We start from the raw sequence: 21,069 nt of genomic DNA, 5'->3' as shown, positions 1-21,069 counted from the left end.
CCGCGCATGCGTCGCAAGGCGGCGCGCGGACCCGACTACACCACGATGCTGAAGACGCTCGTCTTCGTCCTCGTGACCGGGCTGCTCACCTTCTACATCGGCCAGCAGATCCTCGGCACCAGCTTCGCCTCCCGCTACAAGCTGACCGCCACGTTCGACGACGTGACCGGGCTGCTGGAGGGCGACGGCGTGAAGGTCGCCGGCACTCCCGTCGGCCAGGTCAAGAGCATCGAGGTGGTGCGCGGCAAGGCCGTGGTCGAGATGGCCGTCGACAAGGACGTCCGGCTGCCGTCCGACTCCACCGCCGCGATCCGCTGGCGCAACGTGATGGGGCAGCGGGTCGTCTACCTGGAGCCGGGGTCGAGCGGCAGCATGCTGGGCGACGGCGACCGCGTCCCGCACACCCGGTCCGTGGTGGACCTCGGCGAGGTCGTCAACGCGCTCGGCCCGCTGACCCGCAACCTGGACCCCAACCAGCTCAACAAGATCCTCTTCTCGTTCTCGCAGGCGCTGGACGGCAACGAGCAGAACATCTCGATGCTGACCGACAACCTCGACCTGCTGCTGCGGACCTTCGCGGCCCGCAAGAAGACGATCGAGGGGATGATCGACAACTACGAGACGGTGAGCGGCGCCGTCGCCACCCGCGACAGGCAGATCGCGGCGAGCATCGACAACCTGGAGTCGCTCACCAAGGTCTTCGCGGGCAACCGCAAGCTGCTCGACGACGCCATCGTCGAGATCGGCGGCGTCACCACCAACCTCAACCAGGTGCTCGGCGGCAACGACGCGCAGCTCGCCCGGATCGTCGACAACCTCGGCAAGTTCGCCACCACGTTCCGGCTGAACGTGGACCAGCTGGAGAAGATGGTGCAGCAGCTCCCGCTGACGCTGCGGCAGCTCTTCTCCACCGCGAACGGCGGCCACTACCTGCGCACCAACGCGCTCTGCCTGAACGTGATGCAGGGGCCCTGCCCGTTCCCGATGGAGCTGCCGAGGGCGCCGGGCACCGGCCAGCCGACCAAGGACGACCTCGCCAAGCTGAGGACCATGCTGCAGGGAGGTGGCGGCTGATGGCGCTGAAGTCGCTGCGCGACGTCAACCAGAAGGTCGTCGCGATCGTCACGCTCACCGCGCTCGGCGCCGGCTGCGTGTTCGCGTTCGCGATCGGCCAGCTCCACCTGTTCGACCGCGGCTACACGATGAGCGGAGAGTTCAGCGACACGGCCGGGCTGAAGAAGGGCCAGGACGTGCGCGTCGCCGGCGTGAAGTCGGGCCGCATCACCTCCGTGGAGCCCGACTTCGAGCACGGCAAGATCATCGTGAAGTGGCACGTGAACGCCGGGATCGACCTCGGGCCGAAGACCCGCGCGGAGATCCAGACGACCACGCTGCTCGGCGGCCGCTACCTGCGGCTGTCCGGCCCGGTGTCCAAGCCGTACATGGCGGACGTCCCCGAGTCGAGGCGGCGCATCCCGCTGGACCGCACCAGCGTCCCGTTCACCGTCCCGGACGCGCTGGAGGGCGCGCAGAACATCGTCGGCAAGCTCGACGAGAAGAGCATCGACAAGCTGCTCACCGAGGTCAACAAGATCAGGTCGCCGGGCGCGGCGAAGCTGAACCGGGTCCTCACCAACGTCCAGGACCTGTCGCGGATGCTCAACGACTCCTACCCGCAGATCCAGAAGCTGATCGAGAGCAGCAAGACGATCACCGGCACGCTGGCCAGCAAGGACGAGCAGCTCCGCGAGATCATCAACTCCAGCCAGGTGCTGCTGCAGGCGCTCGTGCGGCGCCGCAACGAGCTGGCCGCGACGATCGGGCAGGGCAACCGGACCGTCCAGACCCTGTCCAACGTGATCTCCAAGAACCAGAAGCAGCTCGACTCGCTGCTGGACAACCTGCACCTGCTGACCACCCGGCTCGCGCCCAACATGGACGCGCTGAACACCGACTTCTCGCTGCTCGGGCCGACGTTCCAGCAGGTCGCCAACCTCAAGGGCAACGGCCCCTGGATCGAGGGCGTCCTCACCGGCCTCGGCCCGCTGCAGCCGCCGGGCCCGATCTCCACCCGGCGCCAGGGAGGCAACTAAATGGGCAGAGTGAAGGGAATCGCCATCGCCCTCGGCCTCACCCTGACGGCCTCAGTGGGCGGGTGCTCGCTCACCCCGTCGGCGAGCGGTGAGCGCACGATGGTCGTCTACGTGCCGAAGGCCCGCTCCTTCTACCCCGAGTCGAAGGTCAAGGTCATGGGCGCCGACGTCGGCCTCGTCGACAAGGTCGAGAACCAGGGCGACAAGGTCAAGGTCACGTTCCACGTGCGCCGGGACGTCCCGCTGCCGAAGGGCGTGCAGGCGTCGATCGTGCCGCTGAACCTCATCGGCGAGCGCAACCTCGTCCTGCACCCGGCATGGCGGCCGGGGCAGGCGAAGGAGACCGCCGACGTCATCCCGATCGAGCGCACCCACGTGCCGGTCGAGGTGGACGACGCGCTCAGCTCCTTCACCAACCTGGCGAACGCGCTCGACCCGACCAAGATGCAGACCGCGCTCGGCACCGCCGCCGACACGGTGAAGGGCAACGGCAAGGAGTTCAACGCCACCCTCGAACAGAGCGCCCGCCTCATCGAGAACGTCGCCGGGCAGGACAAGGAGCTGATCGAGGTCGCCAAGAACCTCGACCGGCTCGCCGGCGTGGTGCGGGGCCGCGAGCAGGTTCTCGGCACCATCATCCGGGACTTCGGCACCGCCAGCCAGGTGCTCAGCTCCGAGCGCGGCGAGTTGCAGCAGCTCATCAGCGGCATCCTCGAACTGGCCAAGAACGGCGACCGGCTCATCCAGAAGTACAAGGGCAACCTGCCCTACGACCTCGCCGTCCTCACCCGGGCCGCGCTCGTCCTCAAGGGCAACGCCAAGCAGATCGCGCAGCTGCTGAACGTGCTGCCCGGCATCGGCGACGCCCTCATCGGCGGCTACAACCCGAAGAACAAGTCGCTGCAGATCCGGTTCGCCACCGACGCGTTCCTGCGGACGTGGCTGAAGGGCCTGATGAACACCGACGACGTCGGCTGCCCGCTGCCCAAGCCGAACTCCAACTGCCCCTGGGACGGAGGCAACTGATGGGCCGAGTCACGGTGGGGGGACGACCCCCCACACCCCCCGGCAGGGGCAGGAAGTTCCTCCTCGTCCTCGTGGCCGCGACCCTCGCGGTCTCCGGCTGCTCGTACAAGACGGCCGGCGCGCCCAAGGGCGACCTCACCCTGACCGCCACGTTCGACGACGCCCAGGGCCTCGTCGCCGGGCACAGCGTGCAGATGTCCGACATCAAGATCGGCACCGTCACCAAGGTCGAGCTGGTCGGCTACAAGGCGCGGGCGACGCTGTCCGTCGAGGACGGCATCAAGATCCCCAAGGGCACCCGCGCCGAGATCAAGGTGACCTCGCTGCTCGGCGAGAACTACGTCGACCTGCGGCTGCCGCCCGGCGGCAGCATGACCCGCGGCCCCTACCTCGCGTCCGGCGCCGCGATCACCGACACCAGCGTCCAGCCCGCGTTCGAGCAGGTCGTCGGGCAGGCCGGGCCGCTGATCCAGGCGCTCGCCGGCGACGACGTCGCCACCGTCGTCAACGCCGGCGCGACCGCGCTGGACGGCAACGGGCAGAAGCTCAACAAGACGATCGCCCAGGCGAGCGACCTGGTGAAGATGTTCGCCGCGCAGCGCGTCGAACTGGGCGAGACCGTCGACCGGTTCGCCAGGCTGGGCCGGTCGCTCGCCAACGGCAGCGACGCCCTGGCCCAGGCGCCCGGCCAGCTCGAGCGGACCACCCGGATGCTGAACGACGACAAAGAAAAGATCATCAAGACCGTCGACCGGCTCACCAAGATGGCCCGCGAGCTGAACGACAAGGTCCTGGAAGGCCGCATCCGCCGGTTCCGGCAGCTGCTGAACGACCTCGACCCCGTCCTGCAGCAGCTCGGCAACAACCGCAAGCGGCTCACCGCCGTGGTCGACGGCCTCGTGGCGTTCTCGTACAAGATCCCGCTGGCCAGCTACGACGGCCAGCTGCTGCTCTACCCCATCGTCCGCGTCACCTGGCCGGACGGGCGGCCGCTCTTCCCCGGCCTCAGCGAGCCGCAGAAGAAGCAGGCGTCGCCGAAGATCCCGCCGAAGCTCGGGGACGCGCTGCCGGACCTGGAGAAGCTCCTGGAGGGACGCGGATGACCCGCCGGCTGACGATCAACCTGGTGGCCTTCGGCGTCCTCGCCTTGGTCATGGTGGTGTGGGCGTTCAACAACGTCGTCCGGTTCGACTTCATCGACCGGCCGTACCACATCACGGTGGAGTTCCAGTCCTCGCCGGGCCTGCACCCGAACTTCGAGGTCGACTACCTCGGGCTGCGGATCGGCAAGATCGACTCGGTGGACCTGGAGAAGAACAAGGTCGTCGTCCGGCTGGACATCGACCGCGGCGTCAAGATCCCGCAGGGCGTGACCGCCGCCGCGGCCCGCAAGTCCGCGGTCGGCGAGCCGGTCGTCGAGCTGACGCCCGGCCCCGGCAAGGCGGGCGCGCCGCCGATGAAGCCCGGCACCGTCATCCCGGTGTCGCACACGACCGTGCCGCCCAAGTACGGCGACCTGTTCGGCGCGGTCATCGACTCGCTGAAGGCGATCAACCCCGACGACGCCAAGGTCCTCACCAGCGAGCTCGCCGCCGGCTGGTCCGGCCGCGAGGAGTCGCTCCGCCAGATCATCAACGGCGGCGACGACCTGACCAAGACGTTCGCGGAGAACACCGAGCTGCTCGACGGCCTCACCAAGGACCTCGGCCGGATCACCGACGTGCTGAACCGCAACCGCGGCTCGCTCGGCGCCGGCGTCGACAACCTCGCCGCGCTGACCGCCGCGCTCAGCCAGGTCCGCGGGCAGATCGCCGAGCTGCGCGACCGCGGCCCGGGCCTGCTCGCCACGGTGAACGGGCTGCTCGACAAGACCGAGGGCGACTTCGGCTGCACCGTCGACATGCTCGGGAACTGGGGCGTCGGGAAGTACAACCCCGGCTACCTCAAGGACCTGAACAAGACGCTCGCGTCGGCGCCCGCGCTGAAGAACGTCCTCGACAACGTGATCGGGATGGACCAGGGCAAGCCCGTCCTGAACGTCGTCTTCCAGGTCACGCTGAACGCGCCCGCGACGCTGGAGTACAAGTACCCGCTCCCGCAGCCGCCGGTGGCCAAGGTGCCGACCTGCCCCGGTGGACGCGAGCCGGCGGCCGTCAAGCAGAAGCCCTACAAGGCGAAGAACCCGGGCGAGACGATCCCGACCCACGATCCCGCCCTCGACCAGCAGAACGTGCAGGCCAGGAAGGCCGCGAACAACGAGGACTCTTCCGGCGGGCCGCCGCTGTGGCTAATCTACGTTCCCCCGGTCATCGCCCTGCTGGTACTGATCAGGGTCATGATGGGCTCGGTGCCCGTGGTGTCCCGTCTGGGCCGGCTGCGCCGGCGCAAGGACTGACCCAACTTCCGAGGAGTTCCCCAAGTGACAGCCAAGACCGGCAAGGACCAGGCCGACGAGGTCGAGGCGGTCCCGGCCGAGGAGCGGGCGGAGGCCGCCGAGGCCGCCGAGTCCGCGGTCGCTCCGGCGCGTCCCGCCGCCAAGCGCAAGCGCCGCGTGCGGGTCATCGAGGTCATCGACGACGAGGACCTGGACGAGGTGCTGGAGGCCCTCGACGCCGAGGACGCGCAGGCGGAGGAGGCCGAGGCGGAGGCCCCGGCCCGTCCCGCCAAGGCCAAGGCAGAGCCCGAGCCCGAGGCCGTGTCGGTGGAGAAGCCCGCCGCGAAGGCCGCGCCGAAGCCGAAGCCGCGTCCGGCCCAGCCGGCGGAGGACGCGGCGGCCGGGGCGGCGGCGCGGCCGGGGCTGTTCGGGCTGCCGCTCGTGCCGACCGTCGTGTTCGTGGTCCTCGTCGCGCTGCTGGCGAGCCTGGCGATCTGGAAGTGGACGAGCGCGAGCTCGCTGTCGTCCGAGCAGGACGAGCGGGACGCCATCGGCGACGTCGCGTCCGCCTACGGGGACGTCGCCTACAACTACAACCCGACGAACTACCAGACGCAGACCGACAAGGCGATCAAGCTGCTGGCCGGCGACATGCTGGACGACTACAAGAAGAACACGGTCCCGACCGTGGCCAGCGCGTTCCAGGCCGACCCGCAGGTGGCGCTGACGTCCAAGACCAACCAGGTCTTCGTCGGCAGCGTCAACGGCAAGTTCGCCACCGCCGTGCTCATGATGGACATGGCGCTGAAGACCAAGGACGGCACGATCAACCAGCCCGCGACGCTGCTGCGACTCTCCCTCAGCAAGATCGACGGCAAGTGGAAGATCACCCAGCAGTACCCGTCCGGCATCAACGACCAGAACCGGAACCAGCAGCAGGGGCAGATCCCCGGCGTTCCGAACGGCGGGGCGACGCAGTCGCCGAAGCCGGGCAAGACCGAGAAGCCGAAGAACTGACATCGGCCGCAGGCGCCCCGCACGGAAGCGTGCGGGGCGCCTTCATGTTGTCCGAGAGGACCGACGGGGAAGGCGGGGCATCATGGCGACGGTGGCGGAGCAGAGCGGGCAGGGGACGGTCGTCGCGGACGACGTGGTGCACGAGTTCGGCGCGCTGCTCGGCGCGGCGTCCGCGCTGGAGCGGATCGCGGGCCGGGAGCTGGAGCGCCGCTGCGGCATCAAGCACGCCGTCTTCGAGGTGCTGCTGCGGCTGTCCGGCACGGCGGGGGAGTGCCCCCGGTCGATGGGCGGCCTGGCCGGCGACCTGATCCTGACCAGCGGCGGCATGACCCGCATCATCGACCGGATGGAGGACGCCGGCCTCGTCCGCCGCGAACAGGCCCCCGGCGACCGGCGGCGGCAGCTCGTCGGGCTCACGGAGGCGGGCCGCGCGAAGCTGGACGAGGCACTGCGCGTCCACGCCGAGACGCTGCGCGAGCACTTCACCGGCCCCCTCACCGAGGAGCAGCGCCGCGTCCTGGTGGACGCCCTGCGCACCCTGCGCGCCACGTCCCGCGAAGAACTCGGCGACCTCCGCTAGCGCGAGTAGTACGCCTTGCTTTAGCGCGAGTAGTACTCGACGACGAGCTGCTCGTCGCAGATGACGGGGATCTCGGCGCGCTCGGGCCGCCGGACGAGCTGCGCGGCGAGCGCGTCGTGCCGGACGTCCAGGTAGGGCGGGACGGTCTCGGCGTGGCCGCCCGCCGCGGCGATCTGGAACGCGTCCATGCCGCGGCTGCGCTCGGCGATCGTGATGACGTCGCCGGGCCGGAGCCGGTAGGACGGGCGGTCGACGCGGCGGCCGTTCACCAGCACGTGCCGGTGCACGACGAACTGCCGCGCCTGGTAGATGGTGCGGGCGAACCCGGACCGCAGGACCAGCGCGTCCAGCCGGCACTCCAGGTCGGTGAGCAGGGCCTCGCCGGTCTTGACGCCCGCCGCCGCTGCCTTGTCGAAGGCGTTGCGGAGCTGCGCCTCGCGGATGTTGTACTGCGCCCGGAGCCGCTGCTTCTCGCGGAGCCGCACCTTGTAGTCGGTCTCCTGCTTGCGCGCGCGGCCGTGCACGCCGGGCGGGTAGGGGCGCGCCTCGAAGTACTTCACGCTCTTCGGCGTCAGCGGGATTCCGAGGGCCCGCGAGAGCCGCACCTTCGGACGGGGGTTGTTCATCACGCTCCTTAGTGGTTAGGTGAACCTAAGTTAGGTAAGCCTAACCTCGTGCGTCAAGGAGGCAGCGGTGCGGCGAGCGGAGACCATGGTGGAGGGCGGGCCGGCGCCCGCCGAGCGGGCCCGGACCCTCTCCTACGGCATCGCGGGCGGCGTCCTCGCGATGCCGCGGGTCCCGGACACGCCCGTCCCGGCGCACACCACCGACCGCGGTGGGCGGCCGCTGCTGCTCGTCCCCGCCGCCGCGCCGATCGTCGCCGCGCTCGCCGCCGAGCCCGACGACGTGCCCGCCACGCTCCGGATCTCCGACGTCGCGCCGGTCGCGTTCCCCGACCGGGTGCGCGGCCGGGCCTGGCTGCACGGCTGGCTCGGCGAACTCCCGGCCGACGAGCGGCGCGCCGCCGCGCTGCGGCTCTCCCACGTCCACCCGCGCCCGGAACTGCTCGACCTCGGCGGCGATGGCCGGGAGTGGACGGCCCTCGCGCTCGACGTCGCGCAGGTCGAGATCGAGGACGCCTGGGGCAGCGCCACCCTCGAACCCGAGGAGTACGCCGCCGCCGCGCCGGACCCGTTCGTCGCGATCGAGGCGGGCGTCCTCACCCATCTGGACTCCGCGCACCGCGGCGAGCTGGCCGGGCTGCTGCCGGAATCCGTCCCGTCCGGGCAGGTCCGGCCGCTGGCGCTCGACCGGTACGGCATGTGGGTGCGCGTCTCGCCGGACGCGCCGCACGTGCCGCCGACGTTCGACGTGCGGGTGGCGTTCGCCGAGCCTGTCAGTGATATCCACGGCCTCCGCCGCGTCTACCGGCGGCTGTTCGCCCGCGCGGCCCGGGGCTGACCCCACCACGTAGGGGCCGCGCGCCGCGAAGTGGCGGTGGTCTCCCGGATGGCGCCGGGGTGCTCTTCCGGGTGATGCTCGGGTCTCCGGCCGGGAGACGCCCAGAAAGGCACTTTTGTCCGGGACGATCCCGATCGCCGGCCGGCCCTCGCGGGGTGGGCGGGTCCGGCGGCGGGAACCGTACCGGCACAGGGCGCCGGGTGTCCCCGGCCGGGCCGGTGGTCCGGCGCCGCGGAGCACGCCGGGGGGCGTGGTCCGGGCCACTGGTCGAAATTGGCCGTTCCGGCACGCCGGATCCCGCCGCAGGCTGGAGGCATGACCGGACACCACCCGCAGACCCGCGCCGTCCACCCGCCCGTGATCACGCCGGAGGGCAGCCGACCGCTCGCCGTCCCGATCTACCAGGGCCACCTGTTCGCCTTCGACTCCGCCGGCGACCTGGCCGCCGCCTTCGCCGGGCCGGACGAGGCGTTCTTCTACGCCCGGATGGGGAATCCGACCGTCCGCTCCCTCGAACACGCCGTCGCCGAACTCGAAGGCGGCTCCGGGGCGCTCGCCACCGCGTCCGGCATGGGCGCGGTCAACGCGGTCCTGATGGGCCTGCTCCGCAGCGGCGACCACGTCATCGCCCAGACCGCCCTCTACGGCGGCACCTACGCGCTCCTGCACGACCTTGCCGAGCGCTGGGGCGTGGACGTCACCTTCATCCCCGGCGACGACCCCGCCGAAGTACGCGACGCGCTGCGGCCCGAGACCCGCCTCCTCTACCTGGAGACGGTCGCCAACCCCACCACGCACGTCACGGACCTGCCCGCGCTCACCGCCGCCGTCGAAGGCACCGACGTGCTGACCGTCGTCGACAACACCTTCGCGCCGCTGCTGTGCAAGCCCATCGCGCACGGCGCCGACATTGTCATCCACTCCGCGACCAAGTACCTCAGCGGGCACGGCGACATCATCGGCGGCGTCGCCGTCTTCGCCGACCCGTCCGTCCACCAGCGGGTCTGGGACCACGCCATCGAGATCGGCTCCACCGCCGACCCGCACGCCGCCTGGCTGACCGTCCGCGGCCTCGCCACCATGCCGATGCGCGTCGCGCGGCAGAGCGCCTCCGCCCTCGACCTCGCGGGCCGCCTGGCCGCGCACCCGGCCGTCACCCGCGTCCACTACCCGGGGCTGCCGGACCACCCGCAGCACGAGGTGGCCCGGCGCCTCCTCCCGGACGGCGCCGGCGGCGTCCTGTCCTTCGAACTCGCCGGCGGCCGCGACGCGGGCCGCGTGTTCTCCGAGGCCGTCGAACTCATCTCGCTCGGCCCGTCCCTCGGCAACATCGCGACGCTGGTGATGCACCCGGCGAGCACGTCCCACCGCCAGATGGACCCCCCGTCCCTCGCCGCCGCCGGCATCGCCGAAGGACTCGTCCGCCTGGCGGTCGGCCTGGAGCACCCCGACGACCTCTGGGCCGACATCACCCAGGCCCTGGAGAAGGCCGGCGCCTAGAGGTAGAAGCCGGTCGCCGTGCCCGGGGCCTGCTGGTTCTCCGGGCGCTTCTCGCCCTTGCGGAGGGCCGCCAGCTCGGCGAGGGTCGCGCCGTCCGCGCCGATCTCGGCGGGATCGGCGTCGGAGCCGTCCAGCCAGGTGAGGGCCTCGGCGCGGGTGAGGCGGCCCACCTCGATCTGGGCGAGGCAGCGGCCCGGCCGGACGACGGCCGGATGCAGCATCGCCAGGTCCTCGTTGGTGGTGATCGCGACGAGGACGTCCCGGCCCTGCCCGAGCATCCCGTCGGTGAGGTTGAGCAGGCGCGACAGGCCCTGGCCCGTCGACTGCTTGGCCTCGCCGCGGATCAGCTCGTCGCAGTCCTCCAGGATGAGCAGCCGCCAGCGGCGGTTCTCGTCCTCGTCGTCGCCGACCGCGACCTCCATCAGATAGCTCGGCGTGCCGAACAGCGCCTCCGGGTCGAGGACGCAGTCGGCCTGGCACCAGCCGCCCCAGGCGCGGGCGAGAGCGCGCAGCGCCGTCGTCTTGCCGGTGCCGGGCGGGCCGTGCAGGAGCAGCAGCCGGCCCGCGACGTCGTCGCGGGTGAGGTCCATCACCGCGTCGAGCGCCTCGGCGACCGGCGCGGTGTAGTTGCCGCGGATGTCCGCCCACGCGTCCGCCGTGATGGCGCGCTCGCTGCGGACCGGGCCGTGCGACCCCATGTGCCAGAAGCCCATCTCGACACTGGTGTCGTCGGTCTTCGGCGGCTCGGTCGCGTCCTTCACGGACGCGTCCAGGATCTCCTCGGCCAGCTCGTCGGTGACCGCCGAGACCGCCAGGTAGGCGACGCCGCTCTTCCAGCGGTTCGTCAGCAGCGTCCAGCCGTCGCCCTCGGCGAGGACCGACTCCTTGCCCTTCTCGTGCGCGACCCGGACGAGCCGGGCGCCGTCCGGGCGCAGCGGAGCGTCCGCCTTCACGTGCTCCAGCCGCGTCGACCGCGACCACGGCTGCTCGCCGGACGCGAACGGGCGCAGCGACAGCACGTCCATGACGTCGGCCGGCGAGTTGTTGTCGGAGAGGTTGAAGACCACGGGCAGCGCGGACTCCGCCCCTAGGTCGGTGGGGTTCTCCAGGGGCTCGATCAGATGCAGGACCTCCTGCGGCCTCTCCTGCGACATGGTCATGCAGAGATGATCAGGCCGCGCGGTGCGCCGCGTCCAACGAATTAGGGCGGGTCAGGCGCCGCCGGACTCCCCGGCCTCGCGGGCGGCCTTGCGCGCCTCCGCCTCCTCGAGGTCGAGCTTCTCGGCCTCCTCCGGCGTCGGCGCCGACCCGCCGAGGTAGGCGGGCTGCCACCACGTCTCGTCCGAGCGCGGGACGTCGGGGTACTCGCGCTGCGCCTTCTCCAGCAGCTCCGACATGCGGCGGTGCAGCTCCTGCGTGACCGCCTCGTAGTCGTCGCCGCGCTTGGGGTACATCGGCTCGCCGACGAGGATCGTCACCGGGATGTTGCGCTGCAGCAGGCGGCGCTTGCGGCCCTTCGTCCACATGCGCTGCGGACCCCACAGCGCGACGGGGATGAGCGGCACCTTGGACGCGACCGCCATCCGCACCGCGCCGCTCTTGATCTCCTTCACCGTGAACGACCGGCTGATGGTCGCCTCCGCGAAGACGCCGACGATCTCGCCGCCCTTCAGCGCCTTCAGCGCGGCGGCGTAGGAGGAGGCGCCCGCGTTCCGGTCGACCGGGATGTGGTGCATGCCGCGCATGAGCGGCCCCGCGACGCGGTTGTCGAAGATCTCCTTCTTCGCCATGAACCGCACCAGCCGCTTCGCCGGGTGGGCGGCGAGGCCGGCGAAGATGAAGTCGAGGTAGCTCACGTGGTTGCTGACGAGCACGGCGCCGCCGGTGCTGGGGATCTGGTCGGTCCCCTCCAGACGGAACTTGATGTTCAGGGCTTTGAACACACCGACAGCCGTCTTGATCACCGGTGGGTAGACGAGTTCGCGCATGTAGGCACCGTACTTGAGCAGCCCATGATCAGCGAGTGGTCGGCGGTCATCGCGATGGATCACACAACGGGGCCGAACTCTGAGAAGGTTGGGGGGAGACGTGATCCGCCGACGGCTGAGGGAGGATGAGCTTTGATGGAACCGTTGGACGCGGCGGCGGACGTGCACGCGCTCATCCGCGACGTGCTGCCCGCCCTGGCGCCCAGCGCCTGGTTCGACCCCGGCACCTCCGAAGTGGTGCTCCCCGTCGGCCGCTCCGAGGCACGGGCCTCCAGCTGGACGGTCCTGGAGCGGTGCGCCCGCGCGCCGCGCTCGGCGTGGCCCCGGGTCGTGGACGAGTGGGTCCGGGAGGTCGGCGACCGCGCGTTCCTGGCGATCGGCGAGATGGAGCTGTTCGGCGACGTCCGCGAGCTGCTGCGGCTGCGGATCGTGCCGAAGCTCGCGCCGAGCGACCGGGAGGGCCTCGTCGTCGTCCCGGCCGGCGACCACTTCGACGCGGTCGTGATGATAGAGCACCCGCGCTACGGCGGCCCGCTCACCAAGGCCCGCGCGGGGCTGCTCGGCCTGCACAAACTCGGCTACGTGATGACGAACACCCATGACCGGGAGCTGGCGGACGTCTCCGTCCACGACCAGCCGCTGCTGCCCGGCCGCGACGTCCGCGTGGTCACCAAGCCCGGCAGCCGCTACGTGTCGGCGCTGCTCAGCGAGGTCGACCAGTTCCTGCCGTGGCCGAACGAGCACGGCGCCCTGGTCGGCGTCCCGTGCCACAGCACGCTGCTGCTGTACCCGATCACGTCCACGGCCGTCCGCGAGGTGCTGCCGGTGTTCGCGGACGTCGTCCGCGAGATGCACCACGGCGCCGACGACCCGTGCGCGCCCGGCGTCTACTGGAGCCACGGCGAACGCCGCCTGACCCCGCTGGCCGCCGACGCCCCCACGGAGGGCACCGGCGAATTCGCCACCCTCCTCCGCCACCTCCCCGACGAGGGCTGAGCCACCGGCCGCGGGCAGGCACGCGGAGCGAGCGCCGGCGAGCGGAGCGGGCATGCCCGCCGACGCAGGCGACCGCAGCGACGCCGCGCACGCCCGCACGGGCACGACAGTCCGCAACGGCGGCGTGAGGATCGCCTGCGTCGTGACGGGGGTTCCAGGGGGTCGCCCCCCTGGGAGTTACGGCAGCTTCCAGTCGAGTGGGGGTGCGCCCTGCTTCTCCAGGAGTTGGTTGGCTCGGGAGAAGGGGCGGGAGCCGAAGAAGCCGCGGTCGGCCGAGTAGGGGCTCGGGTGCGGTGACTCGATGCAGGGGACGTTGCCGAGCATCGGCTTGAGGTTGCGGGCGTCGCGGCCCCACAGGATGGCGACGAGCGGGCGGTCGCGCGCGGCGAGGGCGCGGATGGCCTGCTCGGTCACCTGCTCCCAGCCCTTGTCGCGGTGCGAGCCCGGCTTGCGCGGCATCACGGTCAGCGACCTGTTGAGCAGGCAGACGCCGCGCTCCGCCCACGGGCTGAGGTCGCCGGTGGACGGCTCGGGGTGGCCGAGGTCGTCGCAGTACTCGCGGAAGATGTTGACGAGGCTCGCGGGCAGCGGGCGGACGTCCGGCGCGACCGAGAAGCTCAGCCCGACCGGGTGGCCGGGCGTCGGGTAGGGGTCCTGCCCGACGATGAGGACGCGGACGTCGTCGAACGGCTGGGTGAACGCGCGCAGGATGAGGTTCCCGGCGGGGAGGTACCTGCGGCCGGCGGCGACCTCGGCGCGCAGCCAGTCGCCGGCGGCGGCGATCGTCCCGGCGACGGGCTGCAGCGCGGTCGCCCATCCCGCTTCGACGATCTCCGAGAGTGGTCGTGCCGTCATGGCCGTCCAGCCTAGTGCGCTGATCACCGCGGCGTAGCTGGATCACCTGGTTAGGGGCCTTTGTGAAGTTTTGTGACCGCATGAGGTCGGGGCCGGTGAAAATCTTGTCCAGGCCACCCCAAAAATGGCGGATGAACTGGGTGAAACGCCCCGTTAAATCCCTGTTGCTTCCTTCCGCACCACGTTGACCTGGCGTCTGGGAGCGCATAACTCCTAGAGAGGCAGGGCAGGCGCACAACGAGCGGACGGAACCCGAGCAATGAGCCAGTTGACCACCGTGGACGCCACCTTCCTCCACGCCGAGAACGACACCACGCACGCGCACATCGCCGGGCTGGGCATCGTCGACCCGGCGACCTGCCCCGGCGGCCGGCTCGGCGTTCCGCTCGTCGCGGAGCTGATCCGCGGCCGCGCGCACCTCGCCGCCCGGCCGCTGCGGCAGCGGCTCGTCCAGGTCCCGTTCGGGCTGGACAACCCGTACTGGGAGGACGACCCCGACTTCGCCCCCGAGCGGCACATCACCGAGATCGGGCTCCCGGCGCCCGGCACCGCGCGGCAGCTCGCCGACATCGTCGGGATGCTCCACGAGCAGCCGCTCGACCGCACCCGCCCGCTGTGGGAGCTGGTGCTGATCCAGGGGCTCCAGGGCGGGCTGACCGCCGTCTACGTGAAGGTGCACCACGCCGCGATCGACGGGGTGATGGCCGCCGAGACGCTCGCCGCGCTCCTCGACCTGTCGCCCGAGCCGCGCGAGGTGCCCGCCGACGAGGCGCCGCCCACGCGCGCGCCCGGGATGTTCGACATGGTCGGCACCGGGCTGCTCAAGGCCGCGATGCAGCCCGTCCGGGCGGCGGTGTCGGTCGCGCGCACCGCGCCGCACATCGACGACATACCGGGCCTGTCGTCCGTCCCGGGGGTGGGGCTGGTGGCATCGGCGCTGCAGGGCGCGCTGCGCCGCCCCGAGATGCCGGACGCCCCCCGGATCAGCGCGCCGCCGACCCCGTTCAACCGGCCGATCGGGCGCCGCCGCTCCGTCGCCTGCGGCATCCTGCCGCTGGACGAGATCAAGGAGGTCAGGCGCGGGCTCGGCGGCAGCGTCAACGACGTGGTCATGGCGCTGTGCGCGACCGCGCTGCGGCAGTGGCTCGACAAGCACGGCGACCTGCCGGACCGCCCGCTCGTCGCCGCCGTCCCGGTGTCGCTGCGCCGCCGCGGGGCGGTCGCCGAACCGGGCAACCAGGTCTCGATCATGACGGCGCCGCTCGCCACCCACGTCCCGGACCCGGCCGAGCGGTACACCGCCGTCCGGCAGGACCTGGACGTCGCCAAGCGGCGGTTCACCCGCACGTCCGGCGGCTGGGTGCGGGAGATGAGCGGCCTGCTGCCCGCGCCGCTCGCCGGCGCCGTGACCAAGCTCGCGCTGCAGGCCGCGCCCGCGCTGTCGCTGCGCCCGGTCAACCTGATGATCTCGAACGTGCCGGGCCCGCAGTTCCCGCTGTACCTGTGCGGGGCGAAGGTGCTCGGCTACTACCCGATCTCCGTCGTCACCGACGTCAGCGGCGGGCTGAACATCACCGTCTTCTCCTACGACGGGAAGGTCAACGTCGGCATCGTCGCCTGCCGCGACCTCGTCCCGGACCCGTCCGAGATCGTGGACCACCTCGTGGACGCGCTGGACGAGCTGAAGGCCCTCAGCCGCGAGTGAGGCCGAGCGCCTCCCGGTGCCGCCGGGCGAGCGCCAGCGCGGCGGCACCGGCGGGCTGCATCGGCTGCGGGACGCTCCCGTCGAACGGCGCAAGCGAGACCGCGCCCTCCTCGTTGACGTCGACCAGGCCGCCGAACAGCTCGCCGAACAGGCCGGCGTCGATGACGACGACCGTGAGCAGGTCGAGCGCGAACGTCAGCGGGTCGACGCCGAGGCCGAGGAAGTACGGCCGCAGCCGCCCCGCGTCGCGGGCGGCGGTCATCGTCCGGTGGAAGGGCCACTCCTCCTGGACGAAGCCGCCGCCGTAGTCCTCGGCCGTCCCGAGGAGTTCCTCGGAGTACTCGCGGACCATGCACTCCCACAGGTCGGGCGCCTCGTCGCGGAGCGGCTGGAAGACGCCGACCGGCATCACCTGGTGCAGCCCGCCCGCGTGCGCCACCTTCGCCGGGTCGCGCCAGTGCAGCACGTAGGAGCCGGACGTCGTCACGGTCAGCGTGGTGATCGCGCAGAGGACGGGGCGGCGGGTGAGGTCGCACGGGTCGCCGACGCGGGTGCGGAGCGGGAGGCCGTCCGTCCCGGCGGCCAGCTCGTGCGCGGCGGACTCGCCCACGTTCACGCCGTCGAAGTAGCGGGCGGGCCCGAAGCGCAGGACGGGGAGGCGGGCGTCGAGCAGCCGGTGGGACGGGCGGTCCTCGAAGACCCTCGGCGGGGCGAGGGCGGCCATGGCCTCGGCGTACGTCCGGTAGCCGGCGGGCAGCCCGTCGGACGGGTCGGCGACGGCCGGCGGAGCGGGGCACTCCTCCCACTCCAGCCGGACGTCGCCCAGCGGGACCGGCTTGTCGGGAATCCAGCCGTCCGTGCAGAGCAGCGGCGTCCCGGCGACGCGCGGCACGTCCGGATAGAGGCCGCTCGCGACCTCGCCGAACCGGCCGCGCGCGGCGTTCAACGCGTCCCGCTGCTCCCGCCACACCCGCTCGTCCACCCGCCTCACCCTAGGCCGCGCCCCCAGGCCCGGCGTCAGGCGGCGAGCTTGCGCGCCACGTCGGCCTCGATGAGGTCGGCGTTGACCATCGCGGCGGCCATGGAGCCGGCGGACGCCGCGATGATGACCTGGCCTCCCGGGGAGGTGACGTTGCCCGCGGCCCACACGCCGGGGACGCTGGTCCGGCCGGTGGTGTCCACCTTCACGAAGCCGTCGTCGCCGATCTCGCAGCCGAGGTCGGTCAGCGGGCCGTCCTTGGCGACCCACGTCGGCGCGAGGAACACGGCGTCGGCGGCGAGCACGGAGCCGTCCGCCAGTTCGAACCCGGTCACCCGGTCGTTCTCGACGACGAGCCGCCGCGCCTCGCCCTCCACGACGCGGACGCCGCGCGCGCCGAGCCGGGCCGCGTCGTCGCCGGTCGGGGCCTCGGCCGCGAGGAACGTCACGTCCGGCGACCACTGCCGCAGCAGCGACGCCTGGTGGACGGAGTTCGGCGACGTCGCCAGCACCACGATCCGCTTGTCGCGGACCTCCCAGCCGTGGCAGTACGGGCACATCTGCACCTCGCGCCCCCACCGCTCCTGGAGGCCGGGGACGTCCGGCAGCACGTCGGTGACGCCGGTGGTGACCACCAGGCGGCGGCCCCGCAGTTGCTCACCGTCCGCCAGGGTCAGGACGAAGCCGTCGGCCGCGTTCCCGGCGGCGCGCTCGACCGTCCCGGACATGATCTCGCCGCCGTAGCCGCGCACCTCGGTGCGGCCGGTCTCCAGCAGCTGCGCGGGCGGCATGCCGTCCCGGGTGAAGAACCCCTGCATGTGCGCGACGCCCGCGTTGCGCGGCTCGCCCGCGTCGATCACGGTGACGTCCCGGCGGGCGCGGGACAGCACGAGCGCGGCGCTCAGCCCCGCCGGGCCGCCCCCGATGACCAGTACTTCTCGTTCCCTGTTCTCAGCCATGCCGCGAGCATGCGCGACGGCTCCCCGGATTGACAAACTTCTTTGCCGAATCTGCAATAGAGCCATGGAGACGACCGAGGACGTCCTCGCCGGAGTCGGACCGCGGCTGCGCAGGCTGCGCCAGGAGCGCGACATCACGCTGACCGCGCTCGCCGAGGCCACCGGCATCTCGGTGAGCACGCTGTCGCGGCTGGAGTCGGGCAAGCGGCGGCCGAGCCTGGAACTGCTGCTGCCTCTCGCGCAGGCGCACGGCGTCCCGCTGGACGAGCTGGTCGGCGCGCCCGCCGTCGGCGACCCGCGGATCAGGCCGCGCCCCAAGAAGATGGGCGACATGACCGTGCTGCCGCTGACCCGGCGGCCCGGCGGGCTGCAGGCGTTCAAGATGATCGTCCCGGAGCGCCGCTGGACGGACGAGCCGCAGACGCACGAGGGCTACGACTGGCTGTACGTGCTGAACGGGCGGCTGCGCCTCCACCTCGCCGGCCGGGACATGATCCTGGAGCCGGGGGAGGCCGCCGAGTTCGACACCCGGCTGCCGCACTGGTTCGGCGGCGCGGGCGGCCCGGCCGAGGTGCTCAGCCTGTTCGGGCCGCAGGGGGAGCGCATGCACCTGCGGGCAAGACCCCGACAGAAGTGACATAAATTGGGTATCCGTGCAGACCGCCCAACCTCCCCAGGAATGCCCAGAACGCCGTAAGGCCGCCCCCGTGGCGTGGGTGCTGTGGAGCATCGGCGTCCTCGCCTACGCGGTCGCGGTCCTGCACCGCACCTCGTTCGGCGTCGTCGGCCTGGACGCGGTCCACCGGTTCGACGCGTCCGCCGGGATCCTCGCGTCCTTCACCGTCCTGCAGTTGCTCGTCTACGCGGGCCTACAGGTCCCCGTGGGCCTGCTGCTCGACCGCGTCGGCCCGCGCCGGATGGTCGCCGGCGGCGCGCTGCTCATGGCCGGCGGGCAGGCGCTCATGGCCGTCTCCACCGGCATCGGCACGGCCGTCGCCGCCCGCGTCATGGTCGGCGCCGGCGACGCGATGACGTTCATCAGCGTCCTCGGCATCGTCGCGACCTGGTTCCCCGGCCGGTACGTCCCCGTCGTCACCCAGCTCACCGGGCAGCTCGGGCAGCTCGGCCAGGTGCTCAGCGCCATCCCCCTCGTCGCGCTCCTGCACGGCCCCGGCTGGAGCACCGCCTTCGGATCGGCCGCCGCCCTCGGCGTCCTCATGGCGGTGCTGTCCGTCGCCTTCCTGCGGGACGGACCCGGCCGCGCCGACGTCCCCACCCTCCGCGAGACCGGCACCAACCTCGTCGAAGCCTGGCGCCACCCCGGCACCCGCCTCGGCCTCTGGTCGCACTTCGTGACGCAGTTCTCGTCCAACACCTTCGCGCTCATGTGGGGCTACCCGTACCTGGTGTCGGGCCAGGGCATGAAACCGGCCGCCGCGTCCACCCTCCTGACGCTGTTCGTGCTGGTCAACGTCATCTCCGGGCCGTTCATCGGACGGCTCGTCGCCCGCTACCCGCTGCGCCGCTCCTGGCTCGTCCTCGGCATCGTCGGGATGAACGTCGCGGCCTGGGCGGCGGTCCTCGCCTGGCCGCCGCCCGCCCCCGCCTGGCTGCTCGTCCTGCTCGTCCTGTGCGTCGCGCCCGGCGGCCCCGGCTCGATGATCGGCTTCGACTACGCCCGCACGTTCAACCCGCCCGGCCGGCAGGGCACCGCCACCGGCATCGTCAACGTGGGCGGCTTCGTCGCGTCCCTCGTCACGATCCTGCTGATCGGCATCGTCCTGGACGCCCTGTCACCCGACGGCGAGTTCACGCCCGAGGCGTTCCGGGCCGCGTGGACCGTCCAGATCGGCATCTGGGCGATCGGCGTCGCCGGCGTCCTGCGCACCCGGACCCTGGCCCGCCGCCACCTCGGCCTGCCCACGCGCCGCCGGCCCCGGAGCTGACCCCCGGGGCCGGCACCGCGCTCAGCCGCGCAGCTCCAGCGTGCAGCACTTCGGCCCGCCGCCCGCCTTGCGCAGCTCGGACAGATCAACCGGAACGGGCTCGTACCCGTGCGTCTCCAGCGTCCGGATCAACCCGGCCGCCTCGGCGTTGATGACGACGTTGCGGCCGTCGCACACCGCGTTCAGCCCCAGCACGGCCGCGTCGTCCTCGCCCGCGATGATCGCGTCCGGGAACAGCCGCTCCAGCACCGCCCGGCTGCCCGGCGAGAACGCGCCAGGGTAGTAGGCGACGTTGCCGCCGCCGAGCGGGAACAGCGCCGTGTCCAGGTGGTAGAAGCGCGGGTCGACGAGCCGGAGCGTCACCACGGGCCGCCCGAGGAACTCCTGCGCCTCCTGGTGGGCGGCCACGTCCGTCCGGAACCCCGTCCCCGCCAGGATCACGTCGTCGAGCGTGAGGAAGTCGCCCTCGCCCTCGTTGGTGTGCCGGGGCTCCAGCACCTCCGCGAACCCGTTCTCCCGCATCCAGTTCGCGTACGCGGGCCCCTCCGCGTGCCGCTCCGGATGCGTGAACTTCGCCCCGTACACCCGCCCCCCGACGACCAGCGCGCCGTTCGCCGCGAACACCATGTCCGGCAGCCCCGCGACCGGGTCGATCAGGCTCACCTCGTGCCCGAGCGACAGATACGCGGCCCGCAGGCCCTCCCACTGCTCGACGGCCCGCGCCGCGTCGGCCCCGGCCGCCGGATCCATCCAGGGGTTGATCGCGTAGGTCACGGCGAAGTGCTCGGGCCGGCACATCAGGAAGTGCCGCCGCAGCGCGGTCCGGACGGTGCTCGGCTCCATTGCCGGCATGACGGTCATACGTGTCTCCAAGGACGTCCGAAGGGGGATCACTCAACCGGAAGCCTAGGAAGCAACGTCGCGCGATCCAATGCGCCAACATTGCGATGACCTGCCACTTCGTTGCGTCTTCACCCCGTTGGACGGCTCTTCGTTGCGCACCCCCGCCCGCCGCCGACGTCGAGCACCTGCGTCCACCACACACTCTTGCCACCCGCCACCGGATACCAGCCCCACGCATCGGCGCACCCCGCGACGATCGCCATGCCGCGATGCCCCTCATCGGTGTCGGACGCGGCCATGACACGGGGCAGCCCCGGCTCCGGATCGGTCACGTCCACCCGCAGCCGCCCGTCCATCACCCGGACCCGCACCTTGACGACGCCGCTCACCCGCCCATGCCGGACGGCGTTGGTGACGACCTCGGACGTCAGCAGCTCCGCCACGTCGATGTCGCACTCCGCGACACCCCACCCGGCCAGCGCCGCCCGCACCGCCCGCCGCGCAGCCCCAGGCGCCCGCTCCCCAAGCGGCCACACATACGTCCGCGACCCCTGACTCGCCCGCGTGATGCCGCCCCGCCGCAGCGCGGCGCCCAGACGCCCGTACATTGCCTCGACCTCCCTCGACTCGGGGACGCGAATGTCCCGCGTAACTCAGTGAAACCGTGCGCACACGCTCCGAGAAAGACGACAATGGAGGTGTTGGAGGGACACATGTCCGCCCGCCTCCCCGGTCGAAGGGTGCCCG

Annotated in this window: 21 protein-coding genes; 13 read left to right on the top strand and 8 right to left on the bottom strand. The window is 72.0% G+C overall.

Going from position 1 to position 21,069, the window contains the following annotated elements; all coding sequences use genetic code 11:
• Nucleotides 1-6: 6 nt before the first annotated feature.
• From ACGFI1_RS15040 to ACGFI1_RS15010, 7 genes are all read left to right on the top strand, one after another.
• Entirely contained in the window at nt 7-1,074 is a 1,068-nt protein-coding gene (locus ACGFI1_RS15040) for an MCE family protein (RefSeq protein WP_392785736.1), read from the top strand.
• On the top strand, nt 1,074-2,093 hold the full coding sequence (locus tag ACGFI1_RS15035; RefSeq protein ID WP_386876670.1) for an MCE family protein: 1,020 nt from the start codon (nt 1,074-1,076) through the stop codon (nt 2,091-2,093). Before ACGFI1_RS15040 ends, ACGFI1_RS15035 begins: the two co-directional genes overlap by 1 nt.
• The gene (locus tag ACGFI1_RS15030) at nt 2,094-3,119 is read left to right on the top strand and encodes an MCE family protein (RefSeq protein WP_138634997.1); all 1,026 of its coding nucleotides are present in this window, start codon (nt 2,094-2,096) and stop codon (nt 3,117-3,119) included.
• Nucleotides 3,120-3,190: 71 nt separating this feature from the next.
• A complete protein-coding gene (locus ACGFI1_RS15025; RefSeq protein ID WP_392785733.1) occupies nt 3,191-4,222 on the top strand; it encodes an MlaD family protein in 1,032 nt (343 codons plus the stop codon).
• Nucleotides 4,219-5,514: an MCE family protein gene (locus tag ACGFI1_RS15020; RefSeq protein WP_138635003.1), complete on the top strand. Its 1,296-nt coding sequence runs from the start codon at nt 4,219-4,221 to the stop codon at nt 5,512-5,514. The genes ACGFI1_RS15025 and ACGFI1_RS15020 overlap by 4 nt, the downstream gene beginning before the upstream one ends.
• Before the next feature lie 24 nt (nt 5,515-5,538).
• Nucleotides 5,539-6,510 (top strand): hypothetical protein, encoded by a 972-nt coding sequence (locus ACGFI1_RS15015; RefSeq protein WP_392785731.1) that lies wholly within the window; start codon nt 5,539-5,541, stop codon nt 6,508-6,510.
• Between the two features lie 82 nt (nt 6,511-6,592).
• On the top strand, nt 6,593-7,090 hold the full coding sequence (locus tag ACGFI1_RS15010; RefSeq protein WP_392785730.1) for a MarR family winged helix-turn-helix transcriptional regulator: 498 nt from the start codon (nt 6,593-6,595) through the stop codon (nt 7,088-7,090).
• Nucleotides 7,091-7,110: 20 nt separating this feature from the next.
• Here ACGFI1_RS15010 and rpsD read toward each other — a convergent pair whose 3' ends face one another.
• Complete coding sequence (gene rpsD / locus ACGFI1_RS15005) at nt 7,111-7,716, bottom strand: 30S ribosomal protein S4 (RefSeq protein WP_387077985.1); 606 nt, start codon at nt 7,714-7,716, stop codon at nt 7,111-7,113.
• Nucleotides 7,717-7,783: 67 nt separating this feature from the next.
• Between rpsD and ACGFI1_RS15000 the strand changes: the two genes are divergently transcribed.
• Nucleotides 7,784-8,551: a DUF2470 domain-containing protein gene (locus tag ACGFI1_RS15000; RefSeq protein ID WP_392785728.1), complete on the top strand. Its 768-nt coding sequence runs from the start codon at nt 7,784-7,786 to the stop codon at nt 8,549-8,551.
• A gap of 315 nt (nt 8,552-8,866) precedes the next feature.
• Complete coding sequence (locus tag ACGFI1_RS14995) at nt 8,867-10,051, top strand: trans-sulfuration enzyme family protein (protein ID WP_392785726.1); 1,185 nt, start codon at nt 8,867-8,869, stop codon at nt 10,049-10,051.
• Here ACGFI1_RS14995 and ACGFI1_RS14990 read toward each other — a convergent pair.
• Both ACGFI1_RS14990 and ACGFI1_RS14985 read right to left on the bottom strand, forming a co-directional pair.
• The gene (locus ACGFI1_RS14990) at nt 10,048-11,211 is read right to left on the bottom strand and encodes a DUF5925 domain-containing protein (RefSeq protein WP_392785724.1); all 1,164 of its coding nucleotides are present in this window, start codon (nt 11,209-11,211) and stop codon (nt 10,048-10,050) included. The genes ACGFI1_RS14995 and ACGFI1_RS14990 overlap by 4 nt on opposite strands.
• A 51-nt stretch (nt 11,212-11,262) precedes the next feature.
• Nucleotides 11,263-12,039 carry a lysophospholipid acyltransferase family protein gene (locus tag ACGFI1_RS14985; RefSeq protein ID WP_301174799.1) on the bottom strand — a complete coding sequence of 259 codons (777 nt, stop codon included), beginning with the start codon at nt 12,037-12,039 and terminating at the stop codon, nt 11,263-11,265.
• A gap of 135 nt (nt 12,040-12,174) precedes the next feature.
• Between ACGFI1_RS14985 and ACGFI1_RS14980 the strand changes: the two genes are divergently transcribed.
• Nucleotides 12,175-13,035 carry a hypothetical protein gene (locus ACGFI1_RS14980; RefSeq protein ID WP_138635021.1) on the top strand — a complete coding sequence of 287 codons (861 nt, stop codon included), beginning with the start codon at nt 12,175-12,177 and terminating at the stop codon, nt 13,033-13,035.
• Nucleotides 13,036-13,212: 177 nt separating this feature from the next.
• Here ACGFI1_RS14980 and ACGFI1_RS14975 read toward each other — a convergent pair whose 3' ends face one another.
• A complete protein-coding gene (locus ACGFI1_RS14975) occupies nt 13,213-13,890 on the bottom strand; it encodes a uracil-DNA glycosylase (RefSeq protein ID WP_392785722.1) in 678 nt (225 codons plus the stop codon).
• A gap of 259 nt (nt 13,891-14,149) precedes the next feature.
• Between ACGFI1_RS14975 and ACGFI1_RS14970 the strand changes: the two genes are divergently transcribed.
• A complete protein-coding gene (locus ACGFI1_RS14970) occupies nt 14,150-15,595 on the top strand; it encodes a WS/DGAT/MGAT family O-acyltransferase (RefSeq protein WP_392785721.1) in 1,446 nt (481 codons plus the stop codon).
• Here ACGFI1_RS14970 and ACGFI1_RS14965 read toward each other — a convergent pair.
• Nucleotides 15,582-16,577, bottom strand: coding sequence for a hypothetical protein (locus tag ACGFI1_RS14965; protein WP_392785719.1), 996 nt, complete (start codon nt 16,575-16,577; stop codon nt 15,582-15,584). The genes ACGFI1_RS14970 and ACGFI1_RS14965 overlap by 14 nt on opposite strands.
• A 35-nt stretch (nt 16,578-16,612) precedes the next feature.
• Nucleotides 16,613-17,533, bottom strand: a complete 921-nt coding sequence (locus ACGFI1_RS14960; protein ID WP_392785717.1) for an NAD(P)/FAD-dependent oxidoreductase — start codon at nt 17,531-17,533, stop codon at nt 16,613-16,615.
• Nucleotides 17,534-17,597: 64 nt separating this feature from the next.
• On the opposite strand from ACGFI1_RS14960, the gene ACGFI1_RS14955 reads away from it, so the two are divergent.
• Entirely contained in the window at nt 17,598-18,170 is a 573-nt protein-coding gene (locus ACGFI1_RS14955; protein WP_138635036.1) for a helix-turn-helix domain-containing protein, read from the top strand.
• A gap of 70 nt (nt 18,171-18,240) precedes the next feature.
• Entirely contained in the window at nt 18,241-19,479 is a 1,239-nt protein-coding gene (locus ACGFI1_RS14950) for an MFS transporter (protein ID WP_387077999.1), read from the top strand.
• A gap of 21 nt (nt 19,480-19,500) precedes the next feature.
• Here the strand turns inward: ACGFI1_RS14950 and ddaH are convergent, their stop codons facing one another.
• Together ddaH and ACGFI1_RS14940 are read right to left on the bottom strand one after the other, a co-directional pair.
• Nucleotides 19,501-20,340, bottom strand: a complete 840-nt coding sequence (gene ddaH / locus ACGFI1_RS14945) for a dimethylargininase (RefSeq protein WP_392736808.1) — start codon at nt 20,338-20,340, stop codon at nt 19,501-19,503.
• A gap of 110 nt (nt 20,341-20,450) precedes the next feature.
• Nucleotides 20,451-20,930 carry an ATP-binding protein gene (locus tag ACGFI1_RS14940; protein WP_392785715.1) on the bottom strand — a complete coding sequence of 160 codons (480 nt, stop codon included), beginning with the start codon at nt 20,928-20,930 and terminating at the stop codon, nt 20,451-20,453.
• Nucleotides 20,931-21,069 lie beyond the last annotated feature (139 nt).

Origin of the sequence: Actinomadura geliboluensis (assembly GCF_043197915.1) — a bacterium.
GTDB classification, from domain to species: Bacteria; Actinomycetota; Actinomycetes; order Streptosporangiales; family Streptosporangiaceae; genus Spirillospora; species Spirillospora geliboluensis.
The sequence above is the reverse complement of the archived record's forward strand: the minus strand, read 5'-3'. Positions and strand labels throughout refer to the sequence as shown.

Coding starts and splice junctions, on each gene's coding strand:
- ACGFI1_RS15010 (WP_392785730.1), top strand. CDS start 6,593: ATGGCGACGGTGGCGGAGCAGAGCGGGCAGGGGACGGTCGTCGCGGAC.
- ACGFI1_RS14985 (WP_301174799.1), bottom strand. CDS start 12,039: ATGCGCGAACTCGTCTACCCACCGGTGATCAAGACGGCTGTCGGTGTG.
- ACGFI1_RS15040 (WP_392785736.1), top strand. CDS start 7: ATGCGTCGCAAGGCGGCGCGCGGACCCGACTACACCACGATGCTGAAG.
- ACGFI1_RS14955 (WP_138635036.1), top strand. CDS start 17,598: ATGGAGACGACCGAGGACGTCCTCGCCGGAGTCGGACCGCGGCTGCGC.
- ACGFI1_RS14980 (WP_138635021.1), top strand. CDS start 12,175: ATGGAACCGTTGGACGCGGCGGCGGACGTGCACGCGCTCATCCGCGAC.
- rpsD (WP_387077985.1), bottom strand. CDS start 7,716: ATGAACAACCCCCGTCCGAAGGTGCGGCTCTCGCGGGCCCTCGGAATC.
- ddaH (WP_392736808.1), bottom strand. CDS start 20,340: ATGACCGTCATGCCGGCAATGGAGCCGAGCACCGTCCGGACCGCGCTG.
- ACGFI1_RS14960 (WP_392785717.1), bottom strand. CDS start 17,533: ATGGCTGAGAACAGGGAACGAGAAGTACTGGTCATCGGGGGCGGCCCG.
- ACGFI1_RS14970 (WP_392785721.1), top strand. CDS start 14,150: ATGAGCCAGTTGACCACCGTGGACGCCACCTTCCTCCACGCCGAGAAC.
- ACGFI1_RS14940 (WP_392785715.1), bottom strand. CDS start 20,930: ATGTACGGGCGTCTGGGCGCCGCGCTGCGGCGGGGCGGCATCACGCGG.
- ACGFI1_RS14990 (WP_392785724.1), bottom strand. CDS start 11,211: ATGACCATGTCGCAGGAGAGGCCGCAGGAGGTCCTGCATCTGATCGAG.
- ACGFI1_RS14995 (WP_392785726.1), top strand. CDS start 8,867: ATGACCGGACACCACCCGCAGACCCGCGCCGTCCACCCGCCCGTGATC.
- ACGFI1_RS15020 (WP_138635003.1), top strand. CDS start 4,219: ATGACCCGCCGGCTGACGATCAACCTGGTGGCCTTCGGCGTCCTCGCC.
- ACGFI1_RS14975 (WP_392785722.1), bottom strand. CDS start 13,890: ATGACGGCACGACCACTCTCGGAGATCGTCGAAGCGGGATGGGCGACC.
- ACGFI1_RS15030 (WP_138634997.1), top strand. CDS start 2,094: ATGGGCAGAGTGAAGGGAATCGCCATCGCCCTCGGCCTCACCCTGACG.
- ACGFI1_RS15035 (WP_386876670.1), top strand. CDS start 1,074: ATGGCGCTGAAGTCGCTGCGCGACGTCAACCAGAAGGTCGTCGCGATC.